The organism is Microbacterium sp. M28 (assembly GCF_025836995.1).
Classification (GTDB): Bacteria; Actinomycetota; Actinomycetes; order Actinomycetales; family Microbacteriaceae; genus Microbacterium.
On sequence record NZ_CP107546.1, the window covers coordinates 1,274,727 to 1,300,298 of the forward strand.

A 25,572-nucleotide genomic window follows, 5' to 3' on the forward strand; every position below is an offset into this window, starting at 1 on the left:
CGGATTCATCGCGGGTCGGCCCCGGCCGCCCCGCGATGGATCAGCCGCCTGATCTCGGCGGTCAGCATCTCGGACTGGGCCAGCAGGACGGCGAGGCGTTCGGCGTCGGATCCGGCGGTCGCACCCGCGCGATCGGCGGGTGGATCCGATGCGGCCGCACCCGCCGTCACCGCGCCTGAGGCTGCGCCCGCGGCGACGCCGACCGCCGTGTCGTCGGCGGACGGACCGTTCTGGACGGGCGGTGCGATCCCGGCATCCGCTCCGGCATCCGCTCCGGTGCCGTCCGCAGGATCCGCAGCGACGCCGCTCGATGGGCCGAGGAACAGGTTCGCCAGGTAACCGGTGAACGTGCCGAAGATCCCGACGCCGACGATGATGATGAGAGCGCCGAGCATGCGACCCGCGTCGGTCACCGGATACTGATCGCCGTAGCCGACCGTGGAGATCGTCACGATCGTGTACCAGAGCGCGTCGGACGCGGACGTGATGTTGGCGCCGTCGGCATCCTCCTCGATCGCCAGGACGGAGAGACTGCCGAACTGGAGCACCAGTATCCCGAGCAGCAGCAGCGTCATGAGCGTGCTGTTGGCACGATCTCGGACGAGCGTCGTCACGATCCGCCGCGGACCCAGATCGCGCATCAGCCGGAGCACGCGCAGCACCCGGAAGATCCGCAGCACCTTCAGCTGCGGCAGCGGCAGGCTCGCCAGCAGGTCCGCCCAGCCGAAGCCCCGGAAGAAGTATCGCCACCGTTGCTCCGCGGTCACCATCCGATAGATGAAGTCGATCAGGAAGATCACGCTCAACAGGGCGTTCATCACGGTCAGGACGATCTGCATGGCCGTGTCGCCGTGCAGCGCGTAAACGAACACGAGGTTCACGATCGACAGCAGCGAGAGGATGCCGATGAAGATCTCGTAGGCCGGGTTCTTCAGCTCCGTGCGCGCTCGGCGCCGGGCCCGGATCCTGTCGATGACGTCACCCATGGGGCGTTCCTCCTGTCGACGCGGCACGTGCGCCACGGTCGGCAACCATTGTGGAGCACGGCCGTCGCCCACGCGCGCAGACTCACCCTCGCGGGTGACCGACCGTGCGAGAGTAGAGCCATGGACGAGCTCCGCACCCGGATCGACGCGCTTCTGGACGAGGCGGGCATCACCGGCAATCGCACCCTGATCACGCGCATCCTGCTCTCCGGCATCCAGCTGGGTCAGGACCGCACCGATCGACTGGATCTGAAGATCGCCTCGTCGGCGCTCAGTGAGATGGGAAATGCTTTCCGGCTGTTCGCCCCGTACTCAGACGTGCCCAAGGTCACGGTCTTCGGTTCGGCCCGTACGCGCCAGGACGATCCGCTCTACTTTTCGGCTCGCGACGTGGCGGCGGAGCTGGCGCGACGGGGCTGGATGGTCGTGACAGGCGCGGGTCCGGGGATCATGCAGGCCGCGGCCGAAGGCGCAGGGGAGAAGATGGCACTCGGCGTCTCCATCCGGCTCCCGTTCGAGGAGAAGCCGAACGCGGTCGTCGCGAAGGACACGCAGTCGGTCGAGATGAAATACTTCTTCACCCGCAAGCTCATGCTGGTGAAGGAGTCCAGCGGGTTCATCTGCCTGCCTGGTGGCTTCGGAACGATGGACGAGATGTTCGAGCTGCTCACGCTGCAGCAGACCGGCAAGGCGGAGCCGACGCCGATCGTGCTCCTGGACGCACCGGGCGGCACCTTCTGGCGCGGACTGGAGCGCTTCGTCGTCGACCAGCTGATCCCCGCCGGGGTGATCTCGCCCCACGACTTCGATCGTGTGCTCATCACGGACTCGGCCGAAGAGGCCGTCACGAGGATCACGGGCTTCTGGCGCAACTACGACTCCCTGCGCTGGGTGGACGACCTGCTGGTGCTGCGCCTGAAGAACGCGCCGACGGATGCTGAGATCGAGGCGCTCAACGACGAGTTCGCGCCGTTCGTCGCGTCCGGCGTGATCGAGCGCGCGGATCCTCTCCCCGTCGAGGTGAACGATCGGGATCGCGTCGAGCTTCCGAGGGTCGCGCTGCGCCTCCGGCAACGCGAGGTCGGCGGGCTGTACCGCCTCATCGACGCGCTGAACGCGCTCGCGTCCGCCGGCTGAGGAAACGCAGGGTTCAGCGCTCGTTCACTCGGCGGTCATCCGAGGCGAGCAACGTGTCTCGGGCACCACCACCCGACGACAAGGACCGATGATGAGCCTGACCGACATCCCCCGCCGCAGCCTGCCGATGGCCCCCCACGTGAGCGGGAAGCGCTCAGCGGTGACCTGCGAACTCAAGTGCGCGAACGCCTGTCTGGGGCCGGAGTGCAACACCTCCTCGAACGAGGACTTCCGATCGATCGCGTCCGTGGTGTTCTCGCGCCGTGCGCTGCTCGGACTCGGCGCAGCCGCTGCCGTCGCCGCCGTGGTCGGCGTCGGGCGCGGCGCACCGACCTCGGCGCCGCAGGCTGCGGGCGTCGCCGGATCCGGTGCATCGTTCGGTCGCCCCGCGCGTGCGGGACTGTCCTTCGAGGCGATCGCGCCGGTGCCCGCAGAAGTCGATGCGTTCACCGTGCCGGCCGGGTACACCTGGAACCCGCTGATCCGGTGGGGCGACCCGCTGTTCTCCCGCACCCCGGCTTTCGACATCTCGGCGCAGACGCCTGAGGCGCAGGCGGAGCAGTTCGGGTACAACTGCGACTACCTCGACATCATCGCCGACCCGAGCGGCAAGACCGGCGTGCTCGTGAACAACCACGAGTACGTCAACCCGGGCATCATGTTCCCGTCGACGACGGATGCCGCCGAACTGCGCAGACGCGGCGACATCTACAAGGCGGCGCAGGGTCTCTCGGTGGTCGACATCCGGCGTCGTCGCACCGGCGAGCCGTGGAGCTATGTCGTCGACGGCCGCCGCAACCGCCGCATCACGGTGGAGACGGTGTTCGAGCTCACGGGGCCCGCGGCGGGCAGCGACCTGGTCAAGACGGCAGCCGACCCCGAGGGACGCTGGGTGCACGGCACACTGGGCAACTGCGCGGGAGGCACCACTCCGTGGGGGACGATCCTGTCCGGCGAGGAGAACTTCAACGGCTACTTCGCCTGGGCGGCTGACACCCCGCAGCAGAAGCGCTACAGCGGTTCGAGCACCACGTCGACGTCCACAGGGTGGGAGACGTACGACCCCCGCTTCAACGCGCACGACCCCGACTACGTCAACGAGCCGAACCGCTTCGGCTACATCGTCGAGATCGACCCGCAGGACCCGACCTCGACACCGCGCAAGCACACCGCGATGGGCCGTTTCAAGCACGAGGGCGCCAACGTGCACGTCGCCGAGGACGGCCGTGTCGTGGCATACATGGGCGACGACGAGCGCAACGACTACCTCTACAAGTTCGTCTCGAAGAACCGTATCTCCGGTTCGCGCAAGAAGAACCTGCGTCTTCTGAGCGAGGGTGACCTGTACGTCGCGAAGTTCACCGGCGACTCGCCAGCCGCGGAGATCACCGGCACCGGAGCGCTCCCGTCCGACGGCGCGTTCGACGGCAGCGGCGAATGGCTCGCGCTCACCCGGGGCGGCGAGTCGGTCGTGCCCGGCTTCAGCACCGAGGAGGTGCTCGTCTACACCCGCCTCGCGGCGGACGCCCTCGGGGCGACCAAGATGGACCGCCCGGAGGATGTGGAGCCGAACCCGGTGACGGGCAAGGTCTACGTCGCGCTCACCAACAACACCGCGCGGACCGTGGCGGACGAGGCCAACCCGATCGTCAGGAACCGGTACGGTCACGTGCTCGAGATCACCGAGACGGCGGGGCAGAGCGGAACGACGTTCGGCTGGAGCGTCCTGCTGCTGTGCGGCGACCCGAACACGTTCGGCAGCGCGTACTTCGCCGGATTCCCCAAGGAGCTCGTCTCGCCGATCTCCTGCCCCGACAACCTCGCCTTCGACTCCGAGGGTGACCTGTGGATCTCGACGGACGGGCAGCCCGGCACGATCGGCTACGGCGACGGCCTGTTCAAGGTTCCGCTGACCGGCGACGAGCGCGGCCACGTGCAGCAGTTCCTGTCGGTGCCCCGGGATGCCGAGACCTGCGGCCCCGTCATCCACGACAAGGACGGTCTCGTCTTCGTCGCCGTGCAGCACCCCGGCGAGGACGGCACGTTCGAGTCGCCTCGTTCGCTGTTCCCGGACTACGGATCGTCTGCTCCCGGCGACATCGCCGGCGCACCGCGCCCTTCCGTCGTCCAGGTGCACCGGGTCTGACACGCCACCGACGCCCTCCGCCTCCGCATCCGCGAGGCGGAGGGCGTCGCGGCGTCCGCGGACTCGGCCGAAGTGCCCCGCGTCCGGTATCCTGGTCCGATGCCCGCGGGATGCCGCGGATAAGAGCTGAATAGGGAGACGCCCATGGATATCGAACTCGGACTGCTGCGCGGGCTCGAGAAGGAGAAGGCGATTCCGTTCGACGAACTCGTCTCGATCATCGAACAGGCCATCCTCACCGCCTACGGCAAGCACGTCTCCGAAGACGGGGCCGTCCCCGCCGGCGTGCGCGTCGACCTGGACCGCAAGACCGGACACGTCGCCGTGATGCAGCCGGTGCTCGACGAGTCCGGCGCCGTGATCGGCGAAGAGGACGCGACGCCGGATGACTTCGGTCGCATCGCCGCGTTCGCCGCCAAGCAGGTCATCAGCCAGCGGCTGCGCGACATCGCCGACGACGCGGTGCTCGGCGAGTTCCGCGGCAAGGAGGGCGACATCGTCGCCGGCGTCATCCAGCAGGGGCCCAACCCCCGGATGATCCACGTCGATCTCGGCTCCGTCGAGGCGATCCTGCCGCCCGAGGAGCAGGTCCCCGGGGAGGAGTACACGCACGGCACCCGTCTGCGCGTCTACGTCACGAGCGTCGCGAAGGGGCTGAAGGGGCCGCAGATCACGGTGTCGCGCACCCATCCCGGCCTCGTGCGCAAGCTCTTCGCGCTGGAGGTCCCCGAGATCGCCGCCGGGCTGGTCGAGATCGTCTCGCTGGCTCGCGAGGCCGGTCACCGCACCAAGATCGCCGTCACGGCGAACGACCCGGCGATCAACGCCAAGGGCGCGTGCATCGGAGAGCTCGGCCGCCGCGTCCGCGCGGTGACCGAGGAACTGGCGGGGGAGAAGATCGACATCGTCGACCACAACCCCGACCTGGCCACGTTCGTCGCGCACGCGTTGTCGCCGGCCAAGGTCACGAGTGCTTTCGTGCTGGATGCCAACACGAAGGCGGTCCGCGCCCTGGTGCCGGACTACCAGCTCTCGCTGGCGATCGGCAAGGAGGGCCAGAACGCCCGACTCGCCGCCAAACTCACGGGCGCGAAGATCGACATCCAGCCGGACAGCATCCTCGACGAATGATCTCTCGGGCGACGGCATGCCGACGTCGCTCGGGCATCGGCCCTGAGGTGTAAGATGGAACCTGTACGAACGTGTGTCGGCTGCCGCGCACGTGCCTCCCGGTCAGACCTCCTCAGGGTGGTCGCCCAGGACGGCGCCCTCGTGATCGACGAGCGCGCGGTGCTTCCGGGACGAGGTGCGTGGGTGCATCCGGAACCTGAGTGCCTGGACAAGGCGCTGCGGCGCCGGGCCTTCGCACGAGCACTCCGCGTCTCAGCTCCGCTGGACGCGCAGACCATCGAGAAACGGCTGAACGGCTATGGAAACAAAGTGAACGGCTCGAAATGAGACCCGTCCGCGACTAGTGGTCTGCCCTGCCTGGGTGGACCGACCCAGACAGGAGAATTGTGGCTGCCAAACCACGTGTGCACGAGATCGCCGCTGAACTCGGCGTCGACAGCAAGGTCGCACTCGCCAAGCTCAAGGAGCTCGGCGAGTTCGTGAAGAGCCCGTCCTCGACCATCGAACCGCCGGTGGCGCGCAAGCTGCGCGCGGCGATCGAGGCCGACGGAGCCGCGAAGCCCGCGGCCAAGACGGAGCCTGCGAAGCCGAAGGCTGCGCCCGCACCCAAGCCCGGTGCCACGGCACCGACCCCCGGCCCCAAGCCGGGTCCGAAGCCGGCCCCCAAGGCCGAGGTGCCCGCAGCCGCAGAGCCTGCGGCGCCGGCCCCGGCAGCAGAGGCCCCCGCGGCCGCTGCCCCGGCAGCACCCGCCCCGGCTGCACCCAAGCCGGCCGACAAGGCCGCACCCAAGCCGGGCGCTCCGCGTCCTGGTAACAACCCGTTCTCTTCGGCGCAGGGCATGGGGCAGCGCCCCGCAGGCCCGCGTCCTGGTAACAACCCCTTCGCCTCGGCACAGGGCATGGGCCAGCGTCCGACCCCTGGCAACATCCCGCGACCGCAGGCTCCGCGCCCCGGCGCTCCGCGTCCGGGTGCTCCTCGCCCCGGTTCCCCTCGCCCCGGCGCTCCGCGCGGTGGCCAGGGCGGACGTCCCGGTGGCGCTCCGTTCCAGCAGCGCCCCGGCGGCCCCGGTCGCCCCGGTGGTGCGGGCGGCGGTGCGGGAGCCGGTGGCTTCCAGCGTCCGGCCGGCGGTTTCGCCGGTCGCCCCGGTGGGGGCGGCGGCCGCGGTCGCGGCCCCGGTGGTGGTACGGCCGGCGCCTTCGGAAAGGGAGGCGGCAAGAGCAAGCAGCGCAAGTCGCGGCGGGCGAAGCGGCAGGAATTCGAGATGCGGTCGGCGCCGGTCGTCGGCGGCGTCAACGTCTCCAAGGGCAACGGCGAGACGATCCGACTGCGCCGCGGCGCGTCGATCGCGGACTTCGCGGACAAGCTCGAGGCCCTGCGCGGTTACACCGTGCAGCCCGGCACGCTCGTGACGATCCTCTTCAACCTGGGCGAGATGGCCACGGCCACCGAGTCCCTGGACGAGGCGACGTTCGAGGTCCTCGGTGAGGAGCTCGGCTACAAGATCCAGATGGTCTCGCCCGAGGACGAGGACAAGGAGCTCCTCGAGGGCTTCGGTCTCGACCTCGAGCAGGAGCTGGCCGAAGAGGACGAGTCGGATCTCGAGATCCGTCCGCCCGTGGTCACCGTCATGGGTCACGTCGACCACGGTAAGACCCGACTGCTCGACGCCATCCGTCAGACCAACGTCATCGAGGGCGAAGCCGGTGGCATCACCCAGCACATCGGTGCGTACCAGGTCTGGACCGAGCACGAGGGCATCGAGCGTGCGATCACCTTCATCGACACCCCCGGTCACGAGGCGTTCACCGCCATGCGTGCCCGTGGTGCGCAGGTGACCGACCTGGCGATCCTGGTGGTCGCGGCCGACGACGGGATCATGCCGCAGACGGTCGAGGCGCTCAACCACGCCCAGGCGGCGAACGTGCCGATCGTGGTCGCGGTGAACAAGGTCGACAAGCCGGAGGCCAACCCGGCCAAGGTTCGTCAGCAGCTCACCGAGTACGGCCTCGTCGCAGAGGAGTACGGCGGAGACGTCATGTTCGTGGATGTCTCGGCTCGTGCCGGCACCGGCATCCAGGACCTTCTGGACGCCGTCCTGCTCACGGCCGACGCAGGTCTCGACCTCACGGCCAACCCGAACAAGGCCGCTCGCGGTGTCGCCATCGAGGCGAAGCTCGACAAGGGCCGCGGTTCCGTCGCGACCGTGCTCATCCAGTCCGGAACGCTCCGGATCGGTGACGCGATCGTCGCGGGAACGGCTTACGGCCGCGTCCGTGCGATGGCCGACGAGAACGGCGAGGCCGTCCTCGAGGCCTACCCGTCGCGCCCCGTGCAGGTGCAGGGTCTGAACTCCGTGCCCCGCGCCGGCGACGTCTTCATCGTCACCGACGAGGACCGCATGGCCCGCCAGATCGCTGAGAAGCGTGAAGCGGTAGAGCGCAACGCCCAGCTGGCCAAGGCCCGCAAGCGCATCTCGCTCGAGGACTTCACCCGTGCGCTCGAAGAGGGCAAGGTCGAGTCGCTCAACCTCATCATCAAGGGTGACGTGTCCGGTGCCGTCGAGGCGCTGGAGGAGTCGCTCCTCAAGATCGAGGTCGATGATTCGGTGCAGCTGCGCATCATCCACCGCGGTGTCGGTGCGATCACCGAGTCCGACGTGAACCTGGCGACGATCGACAACGCGATCATCGTGGGCTTCAACGTCCGCCCCGACACGAAGGCGCGCGAGCGCGCTTCGCGTGAGGGCGTGGACATCCGCTTCTACTCCGTCATCTACAACGCGATCGACGAGATCGAGAGCTCGCTCAAGGGCATGCTCAAGCCGGAGTACGAAGAGGTCCAGTCGGGTGTGGCCGAGATCCGCGAGGTGTTCCGCTCCTCGAAGGTCGGCAACATCGCCGGTGTCATCGTCCGCTCCGGTACGATCACGCGCAACGCCAAGGCCCGCGTCATCCGCGACGGCGTCGTCATCGCCGATGGCCTGGCCATCGAGTCGCTGCGTCGCTTCAAGGACGACGTCACCGAGGTCCGCACCGACTTCGAAGCCGGTATCGGCCTCGGAAAGTACAACGACATCCAGATCGGCGACGAGATCGAGACCATCGAACTCGTCGAGAAGCCTCGCGGCTGATCGAGTCCGATCGTCGGGCGGGGATGCGCATCGCATCCCCGCCCGACGAGTCTCAACGAGGGAGAAGGAAATGGCTGGAGAACGACAGGCGCGTCTGGCGGATCGCATCCGCGTCATCCTGGCCGAGCGGCTCGACAAGGGCCTGCGCGACCCGCGCCTCGGCTACGTCACCATCACGGACGTCCGCGTCTCGGGTGACCTTCAGCACGCCAGCGTCTTCTACACGGTGCTCGGCACCGAGGAGGAGCGCGTCTCCAGCGCCGCTGCGCTGACGTCGGCGACGGGGATGCTGCGGTCCGAGGTGGGGCGCCAGCTGAGCACCCGTCTGGTACCGACGCTCGAGTTCATCCCTGATGCGCTTCCGGAGAACGCCGATCACATCTCGGCGCTGCTGCGCGAAGCTCAGCAGCGTGACGCCGAGGTGGCCAGGCTCGCCGCGACCTCGAAGCACGCGGGCGATGCCGACCCGTACCGCACAGAGGACGAGGAAGACTGATTCCCTGATCCACCGCGACGCCTCCCGCGTGCAGCCGGCAGGCGTTTGCTACCCTGTCGTCGATCGGACCCGCTCCCGGCGGTGTCGGGAGAGCAGGGTGTCATGGTCGACACGGGTACGCGGCATCGCGCCGATGCCCGACCTTTCGACGCCCCGGACGCGCACGTCGTCCTCGACGGCGTTCGGCGGCTGCACGCCCAGGGGCTCGTCATCGCTCCGCACGTCCTCGCCGGCATCCACGCGAGGATCGGATCGTCGCCCCGCGTCGTCCACGACGTGGTCCTGACGTTGACCGAGAGCCAGCGTCAGGGTCAGCGTGCGCTGCCCGTCCCCCTGCCCGTCACCAGGGATCACATCGGCGACGGCCCCACCCTGACGGATGCCGAACGGGACGTCCTGATCATCGCGGCCCTGGACACCACCGATCGGGTCGACGTCCTGCTGGCGGTCACAGGGCTCTCCGCCGCCGCGCTCGCGTCCGGCGCGCTGGGGGAGTGCCTGATCGTGAATGCCGGCCGCGTGACGATGCGGGACCCTGCGATGGCCGACTGGATCGCCGGGGCGGCCTCGCCCGTCGAGCGATCCTCGGTGCACGGTCGCTTGGCCGCGTACCACGAGCGCGAAGGCGACGCCGTCCGCGCCGCGTGGCACATCGCCCGAGGGGCGACGGCCCGGAGACCCGAGGTCGCGGTGGTGCTGCTGCCCGCCGCCCGACGGCTCGCCGAGGACGGAGAGTCCCTCGCGGCCTTCCATGTCGCGGTCGAGGCGTTCGATCATGCCGAGGGCGTCCGTGCAGACGAGGCGCGGCAGGTCGCCGGCAATGCCGCGCTGTGCGCCGGACTCGTCGCGGATGCCGTGGCATGGCTGGGAAGCCTGTTCCCGAACGGATCGCCCGAGCACCGCGCGCGGGCTCTGGCTCCGTTCATGATCGCCGAGACGTCCTTGCGCGGCTCGCTGCCGGTGACCGACCCGTCCGCCCATCGTCCCGAAGTCGACGACGACGAGCGCGCCTGGTTCGGCTGGGCGAGAGCGGCGGGCATGGCCGCGGTGCTGTCCGCCGAGCGCGGAGCGGATGCCGCCATGCGGATGTGGCTCGCCGAGGTGCGCGAGGCGGATGTCCGTGCCGGCGCCGGAGGTGCGATCCGCGGACCTGCCGTCGCCCTGTGCCGGTTGCTCAGCGGTGATGATTCGGACGCGCAGTTCGAGGGCGCGCCGTTCGAGCAGGGCAGGCTGTCCTACGGCATCGCCGCGGCTCTGAGGCACGCGCTCGACGGCGAGATCGAGCGGGGTCTGGGCATCCTGTCCAGGCATGAGGCCGGGATCGCCGAAGAGTCCGATCCCTTCCTGCAGGGGTTCGAGCGCACACCGCTCGCGTCGGCCTACCGTGCGGTCGTCGACGTGCTCCTGCGCGTCTGGCAGGGCGACATCGCGTCCGCGCGCACGCGGTTGGACGAGGCGATGATCGATCATCCGATCGGACTGCCGTTCGCCGGGCTCGGCGCCGTCCTGGCGCGACGCCTCGACCTCGCCGTGCGCGGCGAGATCGACCCCGTCACGCGCAGCGTCACGGAAGCACTGCCGCGCGGTATCCGACCCGACCTCCTCGTCGATCACGCGCTGCAGGCGTATCTCGCCGACGCCGTGCAGGATGCAGGTGTGCAGCTGCGGCTGTGGCACGACCGCGGTCGACCCCAGCCCGCACTGGCCGTGCCGGGACTGGAGGAACTCGGCCCGTACGCCGACCCGGAGGTCGTCGAGCCACCGGATCAGACGCTCGCGCTGCAACTGTTCCGCCGCATCCGCACCGCATCGCACGGTACCTGGCAGCGCGAGTATCCCGATATCGCGGAGCGGACGCGAGCGGTTCTCTCTCCATTCGAACGCGGTCGCGTGGAGATGCTGCTCGGCACCACGTGCGTGATCCGCGACGATCGGGCGGCCGGCCGCCGCCATCTGCGCGCCGCGCACAGTCTGTTCGCCGATGCGGGCGCGCATGCCTGGCGCGACAGCGCGGGTCGAAGACTGGCAAGGCTCGGCGAGCAGATCGAGCGGCTCGCGGGATTCGACACGGTGCCGATTCCCGTTTCGGTCCTGGACCCGATGGCGGCGTGTCGAGCGGCCTGGGCCCCGCTTCTGACGGAGCGCGAGCTCCAAGTCGCCATGCTCGTCGTCGACGGCTCACCCAACCGCGAGATCGCGGAACAGCTCGGTCTCTCCGTCCGTACGGTCGAAGTCCACGTCGGTCGCGTGTTCGCGAAGCTCGATGCCCGCAGCAGGGTGGAGCTGACCGTGCTCGCGCACCGCACCGACCAGCACATCTGCCCCGTCAACGAGGCAGGGACACGACGCCGTCGGCGGCTTCGGCCAGCCCATCCGACACGAGCGAGTCGATCGCGCGATCGCGTTGCGCGGCATCCGGCCAGTCCGGGATCAGCGCCTCCAGAGCCATCGCGCCGTCCGGTGCGTGCCGCAGCGCGCGCAGCACCGCGCCTCTGGCCTGACGGTCGGAGCCCTCGTATTTCGCCTGGCGCCGGCGCGTGTCCTCACCGAGCGGCCGTCCGAGGGCGAACCAGCGGCAGGAACGGCTGATCGGGCACTGCGCGCACTTCGGAGCGCGCGCGGTGCACACGACGGCGCCCAGCTCCATCATCGCCGCGTTGAACACGGCCGATTCGGCATCCTGTTCGGGCAGGAGGCGTGTCATGGTGTCCAGATCGCGTCGGGAGGGCTGGCCCGGCTGCGCCGAGCCCTCGATGACGCGGGCGAGCACGCGACGCGTGTTGGTGTCGACGACGGGGTGACGGTCGCCGTACGCGAAGACCGCGACGGCGCGTGCCGTGTAGTCGCCGATCCCCGGCAGCGCGAGCAGTTCGGCGACGTCGCGCGGGACGACACCGCCATGCCTCTGGGTCACCGCGATCGCCGCGCCGTGCAGCCACAGCGCGCGCCGCGGGTAGCCGAGGTTCGCCCACTGCATCACGACCTCGGCGGGGGATGCCGCGGCCATCGCTGTCGGGTCCGGCCACCGGCGCAGCCAGGCGTCGAGATGCGGGATGACGCGGGTGACGGGCGTCTGCTGGAGCATGAACTCGCTCACGAGTGTTCCCCACGCGGCATAGGCGTCGTGGAACTCGGGTCGGCGCCAGGGAAGATCGCGCGCCTGCGACCGGTACCACATCGAGACCTCGGCGAGATCGGGCAGGGGTGTCGGCGTCACGGGCACCTGGTTAGCCTAGACGGACGATCATGCTCGTTCGCGGGGGAGAGCAGGGAGACCAGTCATGAGAGTGCGCACCGGAGTCGTCGCATTGCTGATCGCGCCACTGCTGCTCGCCGGATGCGCCACGGCGGGCGGGCCGAGGGACGTGCCGACCGCGTCCGAGCCGGCGCCGCAGCCGACCGTCTCGCCGAGCGCATCGCCGGCAGAGAGCGAACCGGACCTTGAGGACCCATCGACGTGGACCGTCAGTGCGGACGGCATCGGTCCCGTTCTCATCGGCGGCGACTTCGATGCCACACTCGCCGAGCTGCCCACCACATGGATGAGCGACGGCGCCTCGTGCTCGTGGGCGGCCTTCTGGAACGCACCGGACACATCGTTCGGCATGCATTTCGTACGCGGCCCCGAGGACCGGAGCGCTCCGATCTCGGAGATCTCGGCATCCGCAATGGCCGACTCGATCTCGGGAGCCGTCGGCCCTGTGACGGATGAGGGGCTCGGTATCGGGGCGACGAGAGAGGAGATCCTCGCCGCCTACCCGGATGCCGAGGAGGGCACCGCGGCCGTCGACGGCGAATGGATCCGTGTGCCGTCCGAGTCGGAGGGGGAGATCTTCTTCCAGTTCCTCACCGGGGGAGATCGTGCCTGGGCGGTGACGGTCACCACCCGCGACGAACCGTCGTACGAGGTGTGCGGCTGAGTCACGCCTTAGGCTGGGGGAATGGTCTCACCCGGCATCCTGCTCGTCGACAAGCCGGGCGGCATCACCAGCCATGACGTCGTGGCGCGCACGCGGCGCGCCTTCGGCACCCGCAAGGTCGGCCACGCGGGCACCCTCGATCCGATGGCGACCGGACTGCTCGTGCTCGGCATCGAGGGGGCGACGCGCCTGCTGACCTACGTGGTCGGCGCGGACAAGACGTACGTCGCGACGATCCGCCTCGGACAGACGACGACGACCGACGACGCCGAAGGCGAGATCACTGCGCGTGCGGATGCCGCCGCGATCGCCGCTGTGTCCGACGAGCGCGTCGCCGAAGGAATCGCGGGCCTGACCGGAGCGATCTCGCAGGTGCCCAGCAGCGTCTCGGCCATCAAGGTGGACGGGCGTCGGGCCTACGATCGGGTCAGAGCCGGGGAGGCCGTCGAGCTGAAGGCACGCGACGTCACGGTCTCACGATTCGTCGTGATCGACCGGCGAGACAGCGCCGACGCCGTGGAGCTGGATGTCGTGGTGGACTGCTCATCCGGCACGTACATCCGTGCGCTGGCCCGCGATCTCGGGACCGAGCTCGGCGTGGGCGGTCACCTGACGGCACTGCGACGGACGCGCATCGGTCCGTTCGACGTCGCGGATGCCGTGACGACCGACGATCTCGTCGGCGCGGCGACCATCACACCGGCGGATGCCGCGGCACGGGTGCTCGCCCGACTCGACGTGACCGACGACGAGGCGCGCGACCTGCGCCACGGCAAGCGGCTGGTCGGGCAGGTGGGTCGGGTGGACGCGTTCCCCGCCGCAGCCGTCGCGCCGGACGGGTCGCTGGTCGGCATCGTGGAGCGCCGCGGTGCGGACATCAAGAGCGCCATGAACATGCCGGAGGAGATCCGATGATCCTGTGGTTCACGATCCTGCAGATCGCCGTGGCCGTCGCCGCAGGCCTGTTCTGTCTCGTCGCCGGCTTCGCAGGCCGTCGCCCCAGCGACTTCACCGTCGGCAGTCTCGCGATCGTCGAGCTGCTGCTGATCGCGCAGGTCGTGGTCGCCATCGTGGCGCCCTTCGTCGGCAACCCGCCGTCGGGGGATCTCCTGGAGTTCTGGGTCTATCTGGTCTCCGCGGTCATGCTGCCGATCGGCGGAGTCATCTGGGCGCTCATGGAGCGCAGCCGGTGGAGCACCGTGATCCTCGGCGTCGTGGCCCTGTCGGTCGCGATCATGGCCTGGCGCATGCAGGTCATCTGGACCGTTCAGATCGCGTGAGCGCCGCGGCGGACGCGATACGCGCGGACCCCGGCGTCCACGCGGCATCCGCGCGCCTAAACTGGAAGGCGCTATGAGCACCACCGCCACCCGCACCAGGATGACCGGCATCGGCCGGGTCCTCGTGATCGTCTACGCCGTGATGGCGCTGGCCGCCACCGGCCGCAGCTTCGTCCAGATCGTGCAGCGCTTCGACGAGGCGCCGCTGAGCTATTCGCTGTCGGCGCTCGCCGCTGTCGTGTACATCCTCGCGACTCTGGCGCTCGTGCTGTCGAACCGGCGCGGCTGGTACACGGTCGCGTGGATCGCGATCGTCTTCGAGCTCGCCGGCGTGCTGATCGTCGGGACCCTGAGCCTGATCTATCCCGACCTGTTCCAGCACGAGACCGTCTGGTCGCTGTACGGTCGCGGCTACCTGTTCATCCCGCTGGTGCTTCCGGCGTTCGGCCTGTGGTGGCTGCGCACGCATCGACCGGCGGAGATCCCCGCATGATCGTGTTCCGCGATCCGTCCGAGGTACCGGACGGATTCGGCCCGTCCGTCGTCGCGATCGGCAAGTTCGACGGCGTGCACACCGGGCATCGCGCGGTCATCGACCGGTTGCTGCAGGATGCCGCAGCGGCGGATGCCCGCGCGGTCGCGGTGACGTTCGACCGCAACCCGCTCGCGGTGCTGCGCCCCGATCGATGCCCGGAGAACGTGGTGAGCACGGAGCGCAAGCTCGAGCTGCTCGGCGACCTCGAGCTCGACGCCACGCTCGTGCTGCGGTTCGACGAGGCGCTCGCGGGCCTCGAGGCCGAGGATTTCGTGCGGCAGATCCTCGTCGATGCGCTCCAGGTCGAGACCGTGCTGGTCGGGCGCGACTTCCGATTCGGACGCGGGGGAGCGGGCGATCCGGAGCTGCTGCGTCGGCTCGGCCCGCAGCACGGCTTCACGGTCGACGTGGTCGAGGACGTGTTCCGTCCAGGCTCCGACCGCCGGGTGTCCTCGAGCTGGATCCGCGAGCTCCTGGCCGAGGGCGACGTCGAGCAGGCCGCTGACCTTCTGGGTCGTGCACCGGACGTCCGCGGCGAGGTCGTCCACGGCCTCAAGCGGGGACGCGAGCTGGGTTTCCCGACCGCGAACCTGTCCGACGTCGTCGATGCGCTCGTGCCGGCCGACGGGGTGTACGCCGGGTGGCTCGTGGATCACGACACCGGCATCCGGCATCCCGCGGCCGTGTCCGTCGGCACGAACCCGACGTTCGACGACGTCCTGCACCGCCAGGTCGAGGCGCACGTGCTCGATGAGACGACCCTCGACCTGTACGGCCACGACGTCACCGTGGAGTTCACGCACCGGTTGCGCGGCATGGTCGCGTTCGAGGGCATCGAGAAGCTGAAGGTGCAGATGGCGGCGGATGTGGACGCCGCACGCGAACTGCTGGCTGCGGACGGCGACGCCGCGCCTTGGCATCCCTGAAGAGGCGATGCGACGCGCCGTTGCGGGAGCATCTTGTGCTCGGCACGCCCGTGATGGCGTAAAATGGCCCCAGACTCACCTGAACGTTCGAAGTGACGAACGAGGGCGAGTCGGGTATCACCCCGTCCGCACGGTCCTGGCTGGCGCCACACGCGGACATCGAGAACGGCTCGGAGGCCGTCTGCGGCACTCCGTCGATTCACGCTCAGGAGGAGCATGCCGACTACGGCAACCGCCGCTACGCGGCGCAGGAAGACGTCCCGTCGAGACGACGAGGCCCCGCTGATCCCGATCCTCGCGCGCAAGGTCCGCGAGGTGGAGGCGAAGGCGCAGCGCGGGAAGCTGGGCCCGACGAACCGGGTCAAGTTCCAGGTCATCGCCTTCCTGGTGCGCGAGGAGCGCGCCAGGGTGAAGGCGGATGCCGAGATCGCCGACTCCGCTCGGGCAGAGCTGCTCAAGCGCCTGGACGGCGTCGCGACGATCCTCGCGAAGACGGCCGCACGGGACACGTCGCTGATCCAGCTGCTCGAGGTCGACTCGGCGACGAGTCCGGTCGCGAAGCGGATGCGCAGGGACTGGTTGCTCGAATCCGGCGCCGAACTGGCACCGGAAGAGCTGATCATCACCGACATCGCTCCGGTCGTGCAGACTCCGGTGGTCTCCGCCGCCGCGGCCGAGCGTCAGGTCACCCCGCCGTCGGTGGAGGCACGTCAGCTCGCCAACCCGTTCCTCGCCCCCGACCTGACGCCGCGTCCGGCATCCACGCCGCGCCGTCGTCTGGACGGGTGGGAACTCATGGGTCCGCTCTACAAGGCGTTCGAGACCGGAGCGGGCGGGGCATCAGCCTCGATGGATCTGCCGCCGACACCCGAGTACGACCACGTGTCCCCGAAGGGGCTCGAGGTCATGGTGCACCAGTCCCGCTTCCTCGAATCGGTCAAGGCCGGCCACCGCAGCTTCCTGCTTGCCGATGAGCCGGGCCTCGGCAAGACCGCGCAGTCCGTGCTCGCGGCATCCGTGGCCGGCGCGTACCCATTGCTGGTCGTCGTGCCGAACGTCGTGAAGATGAACTGGGCGCGCGAGGTCGAACGGTGGACGCCGCAGCGGCGTGCGACGGTGATCCAGGGCGATGGCACCGACATCGACGCGTTCGCCGACGTCTTCATCGTCAACTACGAGATCCTCGACCGGCACCTGTCGTGGCTCGGCTCGATCGGACTGCGCGGCATGGTCGTGGACGAGGCGCACTTCATCAAGAACCTCACGTCGCAGCGCTCGCAGAACGTGCTCGCGCTGGCATCGCGCGTCCGCGCGCAGACGCCAGGCGGCAATCCGCTCATGATGGCGCTGACCGGTACGCCGCTGATCAACGACGTCGAGGACTTCGACGCGATCTGGCGGTTCCTGGGCTGGACCACCGGCGACAAGCCAGGTCCGGAGCTCATGGAGAAGCTCGACGCCACGGGGCTCACACCCGCGGACAAGGCGTTCTACGCCGAGGCGCGGGACGCGGTCATCTCGATGGGCATCGTCCGCCGCAAGAAGAAGGACGTCGCCGCCGACCTGCCGGACAAGCTGATCGCTGATCTGCCCGTCCAGTTGGACGACGAATACGGTCGCAGCATCCGACAGGCCGAGCGCGAGCTCGGTGAGCGCCTGGCGGCCAAGTACCGCCGGATCATCGAGTCGCGTGGTGACCGGGGGCTGGCCCAGGGCGAGATCGACGAGGACATCGTCCGACTGGTGGCCACGGGAGAGCTCGAAGAATCCAAGGCGACCGGCACCGGAGGCGACAACGTCTTCACGATGGTGCGCCGCATCGGTCAGGCCAAGGCGCAGCTCGCGGCGGACTACGCGGCGCAGCTGCAGCGTTCGGTCGGCAAGGTCGTGTTCTTCGCGAAGCACATCGACGTGATGGACCAGGCGGAGGCGCACTTCGCGGCATCCGGCATCCGCTACGTCTCGATCCGCGGCGACCAGACGACGCCGGCACGTCAGCAGGCGATCGACGACTTCAACGGCGACGAGAGCGTCGGCATCGCGGTGTGCTCGCTGACCGCCGCCGGTGTCGGGCTCAACCTGCAGGCGGCGTCGAACGTCGTGCTGGCCGAACTCAGCTGGACCGCGGCCGAGCAGACGCAGGCGATCGACCGCGTGCACCGCATCGGTCAGGACGAGCCGGTCACGGCATGGCGCATCATCGCGGCTCACACGATCGACACCAAGATCGCCGAGCTCATCGATCAGAAGCAGGGCCTCGCAGCCCGCGCACTCGACGGCGAGGCCGTCGTCGAGGCCGCGAGCGAATCCGTGCAGATGGCGGCGCTGATGCATCTGCTGCGGCAGGCGCTGGGCGGCGAGTAACGGGCCTCAAGATCGACGGTTCTTGCGAGCATTTCCGGGGCGTTTCCGGGCGCGAACGGGAAAATCGTCGACATTGTGATCGAGGGGTGGCAAGAACGGCTGTTTTCGACGCCTCGAATGGCGCCGATGGTGTCTTCGGCAGTAGTGTCGATCGCAGGCAGCGTCGCCTCGTCCATCCCCTCCCACCCGAACGAGTGAAGGCAGCAGCATGAAGATCGGCATCCTCACATCAGGCGGCGACTGCCCCGGCCTCAACGCGGTCATCCGCGGCATCGTGCTCAAGGGCACGACGTCGTACGATCTGGAGTTCGTGGGCATCCGGGACGGATGGCGCGGGGTCGTCGAGGGCGACTTCATGCCGCTCACACGCCACGAGGTGAAGGGTCTGTCCAAGGTGGGCGGCACGATCCTCGGCACCAGCCGCACCAACCCGTATGAGGGGGAGCGCGGCGGCGCCGAGAACATCGCCAAGACGCTCTACGGCCACAAGATCGACGGCATCGTCGCGATCGGCGGCGAGGGGACGCTCGCGGCAGCCGACCGGCTGTCCAAGGACGGCATCAAGGTCCTCGGAGTGCCGAAGACCATCGACAACGACCTGCAGGCGACCGACTACTCGTTCGGCTTCGACACCGCTCTGAACATCGCGACCGACGCCATGGACCGGCTGCGCACGACCGGCGACTCCCACCAGCGCTGCATGGTGGCCGAGGTCATGGGGCGGCACGTCGGCTGGATCGCGTTGCATGCCGGCATGGCCGCCGGTGCACACGTCATCTGCATCCCCGAGGTGCCGATGTCGATCGAGGAGATCGCCGAGCTCGTCACCAGCGCCCACGACCGCGGCCGTGCGCCCCTGGTCGTCGTCTCCGAGGGCTTCAAGCTCAAGGGCATGGACGAGGCGTTCAGCGACAAGGGCCTCGATGCGTTCAACCGTCCTCGCCTGGGCGGCATCGGCGACCAGCTGGCTCCCGAGATCGAGCGCATCACCGGCATCGAGACCCGGGCGACGATCCTCGGGCACATCCAACGCGGCGGTTCGCCGTCGGCCTTCGACCGGGTCCTCGCGACGCGCCTCGGCCTGCACGCCGCCGACGCGATCGTCGACGGCGCGTGGGGTCAGATGGTCGCCATGCAGGGCACCGACATCGTGCGGGTGCCCTTCGCCGACGCGCTCGGTGAGCTGAACACGGTGCCCCGCTACCGCTACGACGAGGCCGCGGCGCTCTTCGGTTGATCGCCGCGGGCGGCTCGGCGCGAGGGCTGCTCGGTGCGACCGGTCACGCTTCGGATGGGTTGATCGGCGCTGAGGCCGCCCCAGCTGTGACCATTCGCGAGTACGGTCACGCCAGTGGCGGCTTCAGCCCCGCGGATGCCGCCGCAAGTGTGACCGTTCGCAAGTTGGGTCACCGACGGAGCGGCGCGCTACCGGGTCGATGTCAATCGCGGCCGGGGCGCCAGCCGGCGCTGTAGAGCGCTCGCGCGACCTTGTCCACCGCGACCTGCGGGTCCGGGCGCACATGATGGCTGAGAATACGCACGAGATCCCAGTTGACGTGGCGCACCTCGTCCCATCGGTCGGCATCGCGCGCGAATTGCTTGTCGTCTTCGGCGTGGACTCTTCCGTCGTACTCGCTCGCCACCCTGTGGCGGGGCCAACAGATGTCCAGCCGGGCGATGAATCGGCCGTTCGCGGCGCGAAGGTCCCAATTGAGCTCTGGGCGAGGCAGGCCCGCACGCACGAGCACGAGGCGCAGCGTCGACTCCTCTGAGCTCTCGGCACCCACACGGATCTCTTCCACTGCTTTGAGGAGCTTGGCGTTTCCGCGCCGCAGCGCGGCGATCTCCGCGTGGAGATCATCGATCGTCAGCAGCTGCCGCTTCGGGAGCACGAGGTTATCGCCCGCGATGATCAGGTCATCGACGCTCCATTCGTCGGCGGCCTGACGCCACATCCGCGCCGGATGCTCGATCGGCAGCCCTTCGACGCGCCACGGAGCGGGGTCACGCGCACCCAGTCGATGGCCGGTGAGACCTTCGCGTCGTGGCATCCCTGCCGGGTGCCGGGCCGCGACGTGGAGGTCGAACCGGCTCTCAGTCGTGTACGGGATCGGCGCCTTGACCAGCAGCATGCCGGTGCTTCCGGTGTAGAACTGCTCCGGCGTCAGCGCGGGAGCGTTGTCCTTCGCTCGCTGGATGAGCTCAGTCTTGAGTCGTTCCATCCGCTGTCCGGGCGTTTCATCGCTCGGAGGCTCGACAGCGTCACGTGCTGCGGCACGGACACCTCTCGTCGGGATCACGAGGTCTTTCGCGCGCAGCCGTGAACGCGTCAGGCCGAGATCCTTCGCCTGGCTGATCGCGAACGCGGTTCCTTGCAGTGCTGTGGGCAATGGATCGGCACGGGGCATCCGCCCATTTCACCGCAGCGACGCGCCTGATCCCGGCGTCCGGGGAGAACCTCGATCCCGTACCACCCTGTGCAGGGCGAGGGGATGGTCACGCTTCGGCAGGGTTCGGAGGCACCGAGGCCTGCCGAAGCGTGACCGAACTGGGCAACGGTCACCCTTCAGGCGGCTGCAGGCGTAGCGAAGTCACCACAACTGTGACCGGTCGCCGCAGGGCAGGCGGACGGCGCCGACGGAATGGGCGCTACTCGGCGAGCCCCAGCACATCCAGCATCCAGGCCAGCTCGAACGCGCGCTCGCGCCACGAGTTGTACCTGCCGCTGACGCCGCCGTGGCCTGCCACCATCTCGCACTTCATCAGTACGTCGGATGCGCCTGCCTCTCGGAGCCGGGCGACCCACTTCGCCGGCTCCACGTAAGCGACGCGCGAATCGTTGAGCGACGTCATCGCCAGGATGCGCGGGTAGCGCTCTCCCTCTCGCACGTTCTCATAGGGGGAGTAGGACTTCATGTACGCGTAGACGTCGGCGTCGTGCAGCGGGTCGCCCCACTCGTCCCACTCGATCACGGTGAGGGGAAGCGAGGGGTCGAGGATCGTCGTCAGGGCGTCCACGAACGGAACGGCCGCCAGGATGCCGCCGAAAAGCTCGGGAGCGAGGTTGGCCACCGCTCCCATGAGCAGTCCGCCGGCGCTGCCGCCCTCCGCCACGAGACGATCGGGTGTCGTCACACCGGTGGCGACGAGGTGCTCCGCGCAGGCGATGAAGTCGGTGAACGTGTTGCGCTTGTGCAGCAGCTTGCCGTCCTCGTACCACTGGCGTCCCATCTCGCCACCGCCGCGGACGTGCGCGACGGCGAAGATCACGCCGCGGTCGAGCTCGCTCAGTCGTGCGACCGAGAAGCCGGGATCGATCGAATGCTCGTACGAGCCGTAGCCGTACAGGTGCACGGGCCGCGGCGCGTCGCCCGGTGCGCCGAAGGACCGCTTCCAGACGAGCGAGGTCGGCACCTTCGTGCCGTCGGATGCGGTGGCCCACGCGCGCTGCTGACCGTACTCGGCGGGGTCGTAGCCGCCCAGCACAGGCTGCTGCTTGCGCAGGACGAGCCTCCGCGTCGCCAGCTCGAGGTCGAAGACCGTCCCCGGGGTGACGAACGATCCATAGCCCAGGCGCAGGAAGGGGGAGTGCCACTCGGGGTTCCCGCTGACGCCCGCCGAGTACAGCGGCTCGTCGAAGCGCAGCTCGTCGACGGCATCCGTCGAGTAGTCCAGCAGGCCGACCCTCTCGATGCCGTCCCGACGGTACTCGACGGTGGCGAAGTCGCGGAACGCGTCCATGCCGAGCAGGCGCCGACCCGGCTCGTGCGCGATGACCACGCGCTTCTCGCCCTGCGGATCGGATGCCGCGACGGAGACGAGCTCGAAATCGAGCGCCTCGTCGTTGTGCAGGATGAGCAGCCGATCCTCGCCGTCGACGACGGCGTGGTCGATCGAGTACTCGACGCCCTCGCGACGCGGCCAGACCAGCTGCGGTGCCGCGGTCAGCTCTCCGGACAGGTCGACCAGGTACTCCTCGCTGGTGATGCTGGAGCCGACACCGATCACGAGATACTTCCGACTGCGCGTGATGCCTGCGCCGAGCCAGAACTTCTCGTCGGGTTCGTGGAAGAGCTTCACGTCCTCGGCCACGGGGGTGCCGAGCCGGTGCAGCCACAGGGTGTCGGGGCGCCAGGCGTCGTCGCGCGTCGTGTAGACGATGCCGGTGCCATCCGGGGTGAAGAACGCGCTGCCGGTGTTCGCGATCTCATCGGGGAGCGTCTCGCCCGTCGTCAGGTCGCGCACGCGCACGGTGTACAGCTCGTCACCGTCGAAATCGGTCGACCACAGCAGCTTCGTCGCATCGTCCGTCGTGTCGAAGGCGCCGAGCGCGAAGAACTCGTGGCCGTCCGCTTCGGCGTTGCCGTCGAGCAGGATGTCCTCGCCGGGGACGGGAATCCCGGCCTCGAGCACCGGGGGAGTCCAATCGTCGGCCGCGGCCGCCGCCCGGCAGTGGATGCCGTACTGAGCACCCTCCTCGGTGCGGCTGTAGTACCACCAGTCGCCGCGACGCGTCGGCACCGACAGGTCGGTCTCCTGGACGCGACCCTTGATCTCCTCGAAGATGCGCTCACGCAGCGCGGCGAGATGAGACGTCGCCTCCTCGGTGAACGCGTTCTCCGCCTCGAGGTGCGCGATGACCTCGGGGGAGTCCTTGTCGCGGAGCCACTCGTACGGATCGTCGAACACGTCGCCGTGATGAGTGCGGATGTGGGAGCGGCGGGCTGCTGCGGGGGCGTCGGTCACCGTTCCACGTTAGCCGAGCCCGAGTTGACCGGCGCCGAGGACGGTGGGAGGATTCTCGGGGGCCGGTAAACGGAAGTAAAACCCACGGTGAACTCTTCGTTCACCACGTCGATCCCGTCGACATCTCCCTCTTCCCGAACGACCGAAAGCGAACGGTGGAAACCGCAGCCCTCATCGTCGTGCTGGTGATCCTGCTGGCACTCTTCTTCGACTTCACGAACGGCTTCCACGACACCGCGAACGCGATGGCCACGCCCATCGCGACCGGTGCTCTCAAGCCCAAGACCGCTGTGCTCCTGGCCGCGGTGCTCAATCTGGTCGGCGCATTCCTGTCCACCGAGGTGTCCAAGACCATCTCCGGCGGCATCATCAGGGAAGACGCGATCATCGACTCGGGCGCCGAGCTGTTCCTCGCGCTGATCTTCGCGGGTCTGATCGGCGCCATCACCTGGAACATGCTGACCTGGCTGCTCGGTCTCCCGTCCAGCTCGTCCCACGCCCTGTTCGGCGGCCTGATCGGCGCCACCCTCGTCGGTGCGGGCCTGGGCGCGATCGATTTCGGCATGGTGCTGTCCAAGATCGTGCTCCCCGCGCTCATCGCGCCGCTGACGGCCGGAATCATCGCGTTCATCGCCACCAAGATCGCGTACACGATCACGCGTCGCTACGACAACAAGCCGGACGGCCGCGACGGGTTCCGCTGGGGTCAGATCTTCACCTCGTCGCTGGTCGCACTCGCGCACGGCACCAATGACGCGCAGAAGACCATGGGCGTCATCACGCTCGCGCTGATCACGATCGGCTGGCAGTCCGCCGACCACCACGAGCCCGAATTCTGGGTGATCGTGGCCTGTGCGCTCACGATCGCACTCGGCACCTACCTCGGTGGATGGCGCATCATCCGCACGCTCGGCAAGGGCCTGACCGATGTCAAGCCGGCGCAGGGCTTCTCCGCGGAGAGCTCGACCGCTGCGACGATCCTCGCCTCCAGCGCCCTCGGGTTCGCGCTGTCCACCACGCAGGTGGCCTCCGGTTCGGTGATCGGCTCGGGTCTCGGCCGGCGTGGCTCCACGGTGCGCTGGCGGACCGCAGGCCGCATCGCGATCGGATGGCTGCTCACGCTGCCGGCCGCCGGTACGGTCGGCGCCCTCGCCGCCCTCCTGGTCGTCTGGCTCGGGCCGTGGGGCGTGGCGATCGACGCCGTGCTCGCGGTCGTGATCATCCTCGGCCTCTACTTCCGCTCGCGCCGCAACGCGGTCACCTACGCCAACGCGATGAGTGACGTCGCCGAATCCGGCCACGCGGTCGAACTTCCGGACACGCCGCCGCCGACGCGCCGTCAGCAGCGCATCGAGCAGGCCCGCGCGGAGGCGAAGGCTCGCCAGAAGGCCAAGGCCGAGGCGAAGGCCGACGCCAAGGCGAAGAGCAAGGCGAAGAAGAACCAGACCACGACGACCAAGGAGAAGAGCGAATGAGCGTCTCCATCGACTGGTTCGCCTTCCTCCAGGTGTTCGGGGCGGCCCTCATCGGCGCGGCCGCGATCGTGACGTTCTATGCGCTCGGTCTCCGGCTCCTGGTCCGCAGCGGACACGCGCCCGTGGTCAGCCCCGCCGAGTTCACCGACGCGATCACCGTGATCAGCGAGAAGGAGCTCCGGCGCGCGGAGAAGCAGGCGGCGAAGGCGGCGAAGAAGAACCCGCTCACGGAGGGCCAGAAACGCATGTCCCTCGTCGGCGCTTACGCGTGCTTCGTGATGTGCGCCCTTGCGGTCATCGCCGGCATCCTGATCATCGTCATCGGCCACTGACGTCGACGTAGGCTGGGGCCATGCCCGGCCCCTACGTCTTCGGTCGCCATCAACCGGCGTCGCACACGATCATCCACGTCAGCGATCCGCACTTCCTCGCCGGCGGCGCACAACTGGCGGATCGCTTCGACGTCGTGCGCTCCTTCGCTCGGACGCTCGAGGCGATCCGTGCCGTCCATCCGGCGCCATCCGCGATCGTGATCACGGGGGATCTCACCGACCTCGGCGAGCCCGATGCGTATCGCAGACTGCGGGATGCCGTCGAGCCCGTCGCCGCCGAGCTCGGTGCGCCGGTCGTCTGGGTCGCGGGCAACCACGACGAACGTCCGGTGCTCCGTCGGGAGCTGCTGGATGCCGAGGCCACCGAGGAGCCGGTCACCGGCGTGTGGGATCTCGACGGACTCCGACTGATCGCGCTCGACACGTCGGTGCCGGGCTGGCATCACGGCGACCTCGGCGCTGACCAGCTCGCATGGCTCGCGGATCAGCTCAGCGTCCCCGCACCGCATGGCACGCTGCTCGCGATGCATCATCCGCCCATCCCCAGCCACCTGCCGCTGTTCGACATCCTCGAGCTGCGCCACCAGGACGAACTCGAGGCCGTCATCCGCGGCACAGACGTGCGGGGCATCCTCGCGGGGCATCTGCACTACTCGGCACACGGCTCTTTCGCGGGAGTCCCGGTGAGTGTCGCGTCCGCGACGTGCTACACGATGAACGTGGCGAAGCCCGCTCCGGACGTGAACGGGATGGATGCGGCGCAGGCGTTCCAGCTCGTGCACGTCCGCGACGACACGATCACGCACACCGTCGTTCCCGTGACGCAGGCCGAGACCGCCGACATCTTCTCTGAGGCGTGGCTGGAACGTATGGCGGTGCTGACCCCGGAGGAGCGCCTCGAGGCGTTCTCCCGCAAGCCGGGCTGGCGCAGCGCGGCGGACTAGACTGGGAGCATCCCCCGCTTCCC

At 69.0% G+C, this 25,572-nt stretch carries 20 protein-coding genes and 1 pseudogene; 17 read left to right on the forward strand and 4 right to left on the reverse strand.

Annotated features, from left to right (window positions below; translation table 11 throughout):
• Nucleotides 1–5: 5 nt before the first annotated feature.
• Nucleotides 6–986 (reverse strand): ion transporter, encoded by a 981-nt coding sequence (locus OED01_RS06285; RefSeq protein ID WP_264157521.1) that lies wholly within the window; start codon nt 984–986, stop codon nt 6–8.
• 120 nt (nt 987–1,106) lie between these two features.
• Here OED01_RS06285 and OED01_RS06290 point away from each other — a divergent pair, with 120 nt between their 5' ends.
• From OED01_RS06290 to OED01_RS06320, 7 genes and pseudogenes are all read left to right on the forward strand, one after another.
• On the forward strand, nt 1,107–2,123 hold the full coding sequence (locus OED01_RS06290) for an LOG family protein (RefSeq protein ID WP_264157522.1): 1,017 nt from the start codon (nt 1,107–1,109) through the stop codon (nt 2,121–2,123).
• Nucleotides 2,124–2,214: 91 nt separating this feature from the next.
• Complete coding sequence (locus OED01_RS06295; protein ID WP_264157523.1) at nt 2,215–4,269, forward strand: PhoX family protein; 2,055 nt, start codon at nt 2,215–2,217, stop codon at nt 4,267–4,269.
• Nucleotides 4,270–4,413: 144 nt separating this feature from the next.
• Nucleotides 4,414–5,400 carry a transcription termination factor NusA gene (gene nusA / locus OED01_RS06300; RefSeq protein WP_264157524.1) on the forward strand — a complete coding sequence of 329 codons (987 nt, stop codon included), beginning with the start codon at nt 4,414–4,416 and terminating at the stop codon, nt 5,398–5,400.
• Nucleotides 5,401–5,454: 54 nt separating this feature from the next.
• Nucleotides 5,455–5,727, forward strand: coding sequence for a YlxR family protein (locus OED01_RS06305; RefSeq protein ID WP_264157525.1), 273 nt, complete (start codon nt 5,455–5,457; stop codon nt 5,725–5,727).
• A 59-nt stretch (nt 5,728–5,786) separates the two neighbouring features.
• Nucleotides 5,787–8,531 carry a translation initiation factor IF-2 gene (gene infB, locus OED01_RS06310; protein WP_264157526.1) on the forward strand — a complete coding sequence of 915 codons (2,745 nt, stop codon included), beginning with the start codon at nt 5,787–5,789 and terminating at the stop codon, nt 8,529–8,531.
• A 70-nt stretch (nt 8,532–8,601) separates the two neighbouring features.
• A complete protein-coding gene (gene rbfA / locus OED01_RS06315) occupies nt 8,602–9,027 on the forward strand; it encodes a 30S ribosome-binding factor RbfA (RefSeq protein WP_264157527.1) in 426 nt (141 codons plus the stop codon).
• 2,100 nt (nt 9,028–11,127) lie between these two features.
• A pseudogene (locus OED01_RS06320) lies at nt 11,128–11,313 on the forward strand (helix-turn-helix domain-containing protein); the annotation flags it as partial.
• Nucleotides 11,314–11,353: 40 nt separating this feature from the next.
• Here OED01_RS06320 and OED01_RS06325 read toward each other — a convergent pair.
• A complete protein-coding gene (locus tag OED01_RS06325; RefSeq protein WP_318841138.1) occupies nt 11,354–12,229 on the reverse strand; it encodes an HhH-GPD family protein in 876 nt (291 codons plus the stop codon).
• Nucleotides 12,230–12,308: 79 nt separating this feature from the next.
• On the opposite strand from OED01_RS06325, the gene OED01_RS06330 reads away from it, so the two are divergent.
• From OED01_RS06330 to OED01_RS06360, 7 genes are all read left to right on the forward strand, one after another.
• Nucleotides 12,309–12,947, forward strand: coding sequence for a hypothetical protein (locus tag OED01_RS06330; protein WP_264157528.1), 639 nt, complete (start codon nt 12,309–12,311; stop codon nt 12,945–12,947).
• Nucleotides 12,948–12,968: 21 nt separating this feature from the next.
• Nucleotides 12,969–13,862, forward strand: coding sequence for a tRNA pseudouridine(55) synthase TruB (truB, locus tag OED01_RS06335; RefSeq protein WP_264157529.1), 894 nt, complete (start codon nt 12,969–12,971; stop codon nt 13,860–13,862).
• Nucleotides 13,859–14,227 carry a hypothetical protein gene (locus tag OED01_RS06340; RefSeq protein WP_264157530.1) on the forward strand — a complete coding sequence of 123 codons (369 nt, stop codon included), beginning with the start codon at nt 13,859–13,861 and terminating at the stop codon, nt 14,225–14,227. The genes truB and OED01_RS06340 overlap by 4 nt, the downstream gene beginning before the upstream one ends.
• A gap of 100 nt (nt 14,228–14,327) precedes the next feature.
• On the forward strand, nt 14,328–14,720 hold the full coding sequence (locus tag OED01_RS06345; protein WP_264157926.1) for a hypothetical protein: 393 nt from the start codon (nt 14,328–14,330) through the stop codon (nt 14,718–14,720).
• Nucleotides 14,717–15,688, forward strand: a complete 972-nt coding sequence (locus OED01_RS06350; protein ID WP_264157531.1) for a bifunctional riboflavin kinase/FAD synthetase — start codon at nt 14,717–14,719, stop codon at nt 15,686–15,688. The genes OED01_RS06345 and OED01_RS06350 overlap by 4 nt, the downstream gene beginning before the upstream one ends.
• 216 nt (nt 15,689–15,904) lie before the next feature.
• Nucleotides 15,905–18,052, forward strand: coding sequence for a DEAD/DEAH box helicase (locus OED01_RS06355; protein ID WP_264157532.1), 2,148 nt, complete (start codon nt 15,905–15,907; stop codon nt 18,050–18,052).
• Nucleotides 18,053–18,260: 208 nt separating this feature from the next.
• Nucleotides 18,261–19,289, forward strand: coding sequence for a 6-phosphofructokinase (locus OED01_RS06360; protein WP_264157533.1), 1,029 nt, complete (start codon nt 18,261–18,263; stop codon nt 19,287–19,289).
• Nucleotides 19,290–19,491: 202 nt separating this feature from the next.
• On the opposite strand, the gene OED01_RS06365 is transcribed toward OED01_RS06360, so the two are convergent.
• Both OED01_RS06365 and OED01_RS06370 read right to left on the reverse strand, forming a co-directional pair.
• Nucleotides 19,492–20,274, reverse strand: a complete 783-nt coding sequence (locus OED01_RS06365; protein WP_264157534.1) for a hypothetical protein — start codon at nt 20,272–20,274, stop codon at nt 19,492–19,494.
• 427 nt (nt 20,275–20,701) lie between these two features.
• Entirely contained in the window at nt 20,702–22,798 is a 2,097-nt protein-coding gene (locus tag OED01_RS06370; protein WP_264157535.1) for a S9 family peptidase, read from the reverse strand.
• A 155-nt stretch (nt 22,799–22,953) separates the two neighbouring features.
• Here OED01_RS06370 and OED01_RS06375 point away from each other — a divergent pair, with 155 nt between their 5' ends.
• Genes OED01_RS06375 through OED01_RS06385 form a run of 3 tightly spaced genes read left to right on the forward strand, consistent with a single transcriptional unit; the run spans nt 22,954 to nt 25,549 of the window.
• Nucleotides 22,954–24,273 carry an inorganic phosphate transporter gene (locus OED01_RS06375; RefSeq protein ID WP_264157536.1) on the forward strand — a complete coding sequence of 440 codons (1,320 nt, stop codon included), beginning with the start codon at nt 22,954–22,956 and terminating at the stop codon, nt 24,271–24,273.
• Nucleotides 24,270–24,605: a peptidase gene (locus OED01_RS06380; RefSeq protein WP_264157537.1), complete on the forward strand. Its 336-nt coding sequence runs from the start codon at nt 24,270–24,272 to the stop codon at nt 24,603–24,605. The genes OED01_RS06375 and OED01_RS06380 overlap by 4 nt, the downstream gene beginning before the upstream one ends.
• Nucleotides 24,606–24,625: 20 nt before the next feature.
• A complete protein-coding gene (locus OED01_RS06385; protein WP_264157538.1) occupies nt 24,626–25,549 on the forward strand; it encodes a phosphodiesterase in 924 nt (307 codons plus the stop codon).
• Nucleotides 25,550–25,572: the final 23 nt, after the last annotated feature.

Bases quoted from the DNA above. Each gene is read 5' to 3' on its own strand.
- OED01_RS06350 (WP_264157531.1), top strand. From the start codon at position 14,717: ATGATCGTGTTCCGCGATCCGTCCGAGGTACCGGACGGATTCGGCCCG.
- OED01_RS06355 (WP_264157532.1), top strand. From the start codon at position 15,905: ATGCCGACTACGGCAACCGCCGCTACGCGGCGCAGGAAGACGTCCCGT.
- OED01_RS06360 (WP_264157533.1), top strand. From the start codon at position 18,261: ATGAAGATCGGCATCCTCACATCAGGCGGCGACTGCCCCGGCCTCAAC.
- OED01_RS06340 (WP_264157530.1), top strand. From the start codon at position 13,859: ATGATCCTGTGGTTCACGATCCTGCAGATCGCCGTGGCCGTCGCCGCA.
- OED01_RS06305 (WP_264157525.1), top strand. From the start codon at position 5,455: ATGGAACCTGTACGAACGTGTGTCGGCTGCCGCGCACGTGCCTCCCGG.
- OED01_RS06385 (WP_264157538.1), top strand. From the start codon at position 24,626: ATGCCCGGCCCCTACGTCTTCGGTCGCCATCAACCGGCGTCGCACACG.
- OED01_RS06295 (WP_264157523.1), top strand. From the start codon at position 2,215: ATGAGCCTGACCGACATCCCCCGCCGCAGCCTGCCGATGGCCCCCCAC.
- OED01_RS06380 (WP_264157537.1), top strand. From the start codon at position 24,270: ATGAGCGTCTCCATCGACTGGTTCGCCTTCCTCCAGGTGTTCGGGGCG.
- nusA (WP_264157524.1), top strand. From the start codon at position 4,414: ATGGATATCGAACTCGGACTGCTGCGCGGGCTCGAGAAGGAGAAGGCG.
- OED01_RS06285 (WP_264157521.1), bottom strand. From the start codon at position 986: ATGGGTGACGTCATCGACAGGATCCGGGCCCGGCGCCGAGCGCGCACG.
- OED01_RS06365 (WP_264157534.1), bottom strand. From the start codon at position 20,274: ATGGAACGACTCAAGACTGAGCTCATCCAGCGAGCGAAGGACAACGCT.
- OED01_RS06330 (WP_264157528.1), top strand. From the start codon at position 12,309: ATGAGAGTGCGCACCGGAGTCGTCGCATTGCTGATCGCGCCACTGCTG.
- OED01_RS06290 (WP_264157522.1), top strand. From the start codon at position 1,107: ATGGACGAGCTCCGCACCCGGATCGACGCGCTTCTGGACGAGGCGGGC.
- truB (WP_264157529.1), top strand. From the start codon at position 12,969: ATGGTCTCACCCGGCATCCTGCTCGTCGACAAGCCGGGCGGCATCACC.
- OED01_RS06345 (WP_264157926.1), top strand. From the start codon at position 14,328: ATGACCGGCATCGGCCGGGTCCTCGTGATCGTCTACGCCGTGATGGCG.
- rbfA (WP_264157527.1), top strand. From the start codon at position 8,602: ATGGCTGGAGAACGACAGGCGCGTCTGGCGGATCGCATCCGCGTCATC.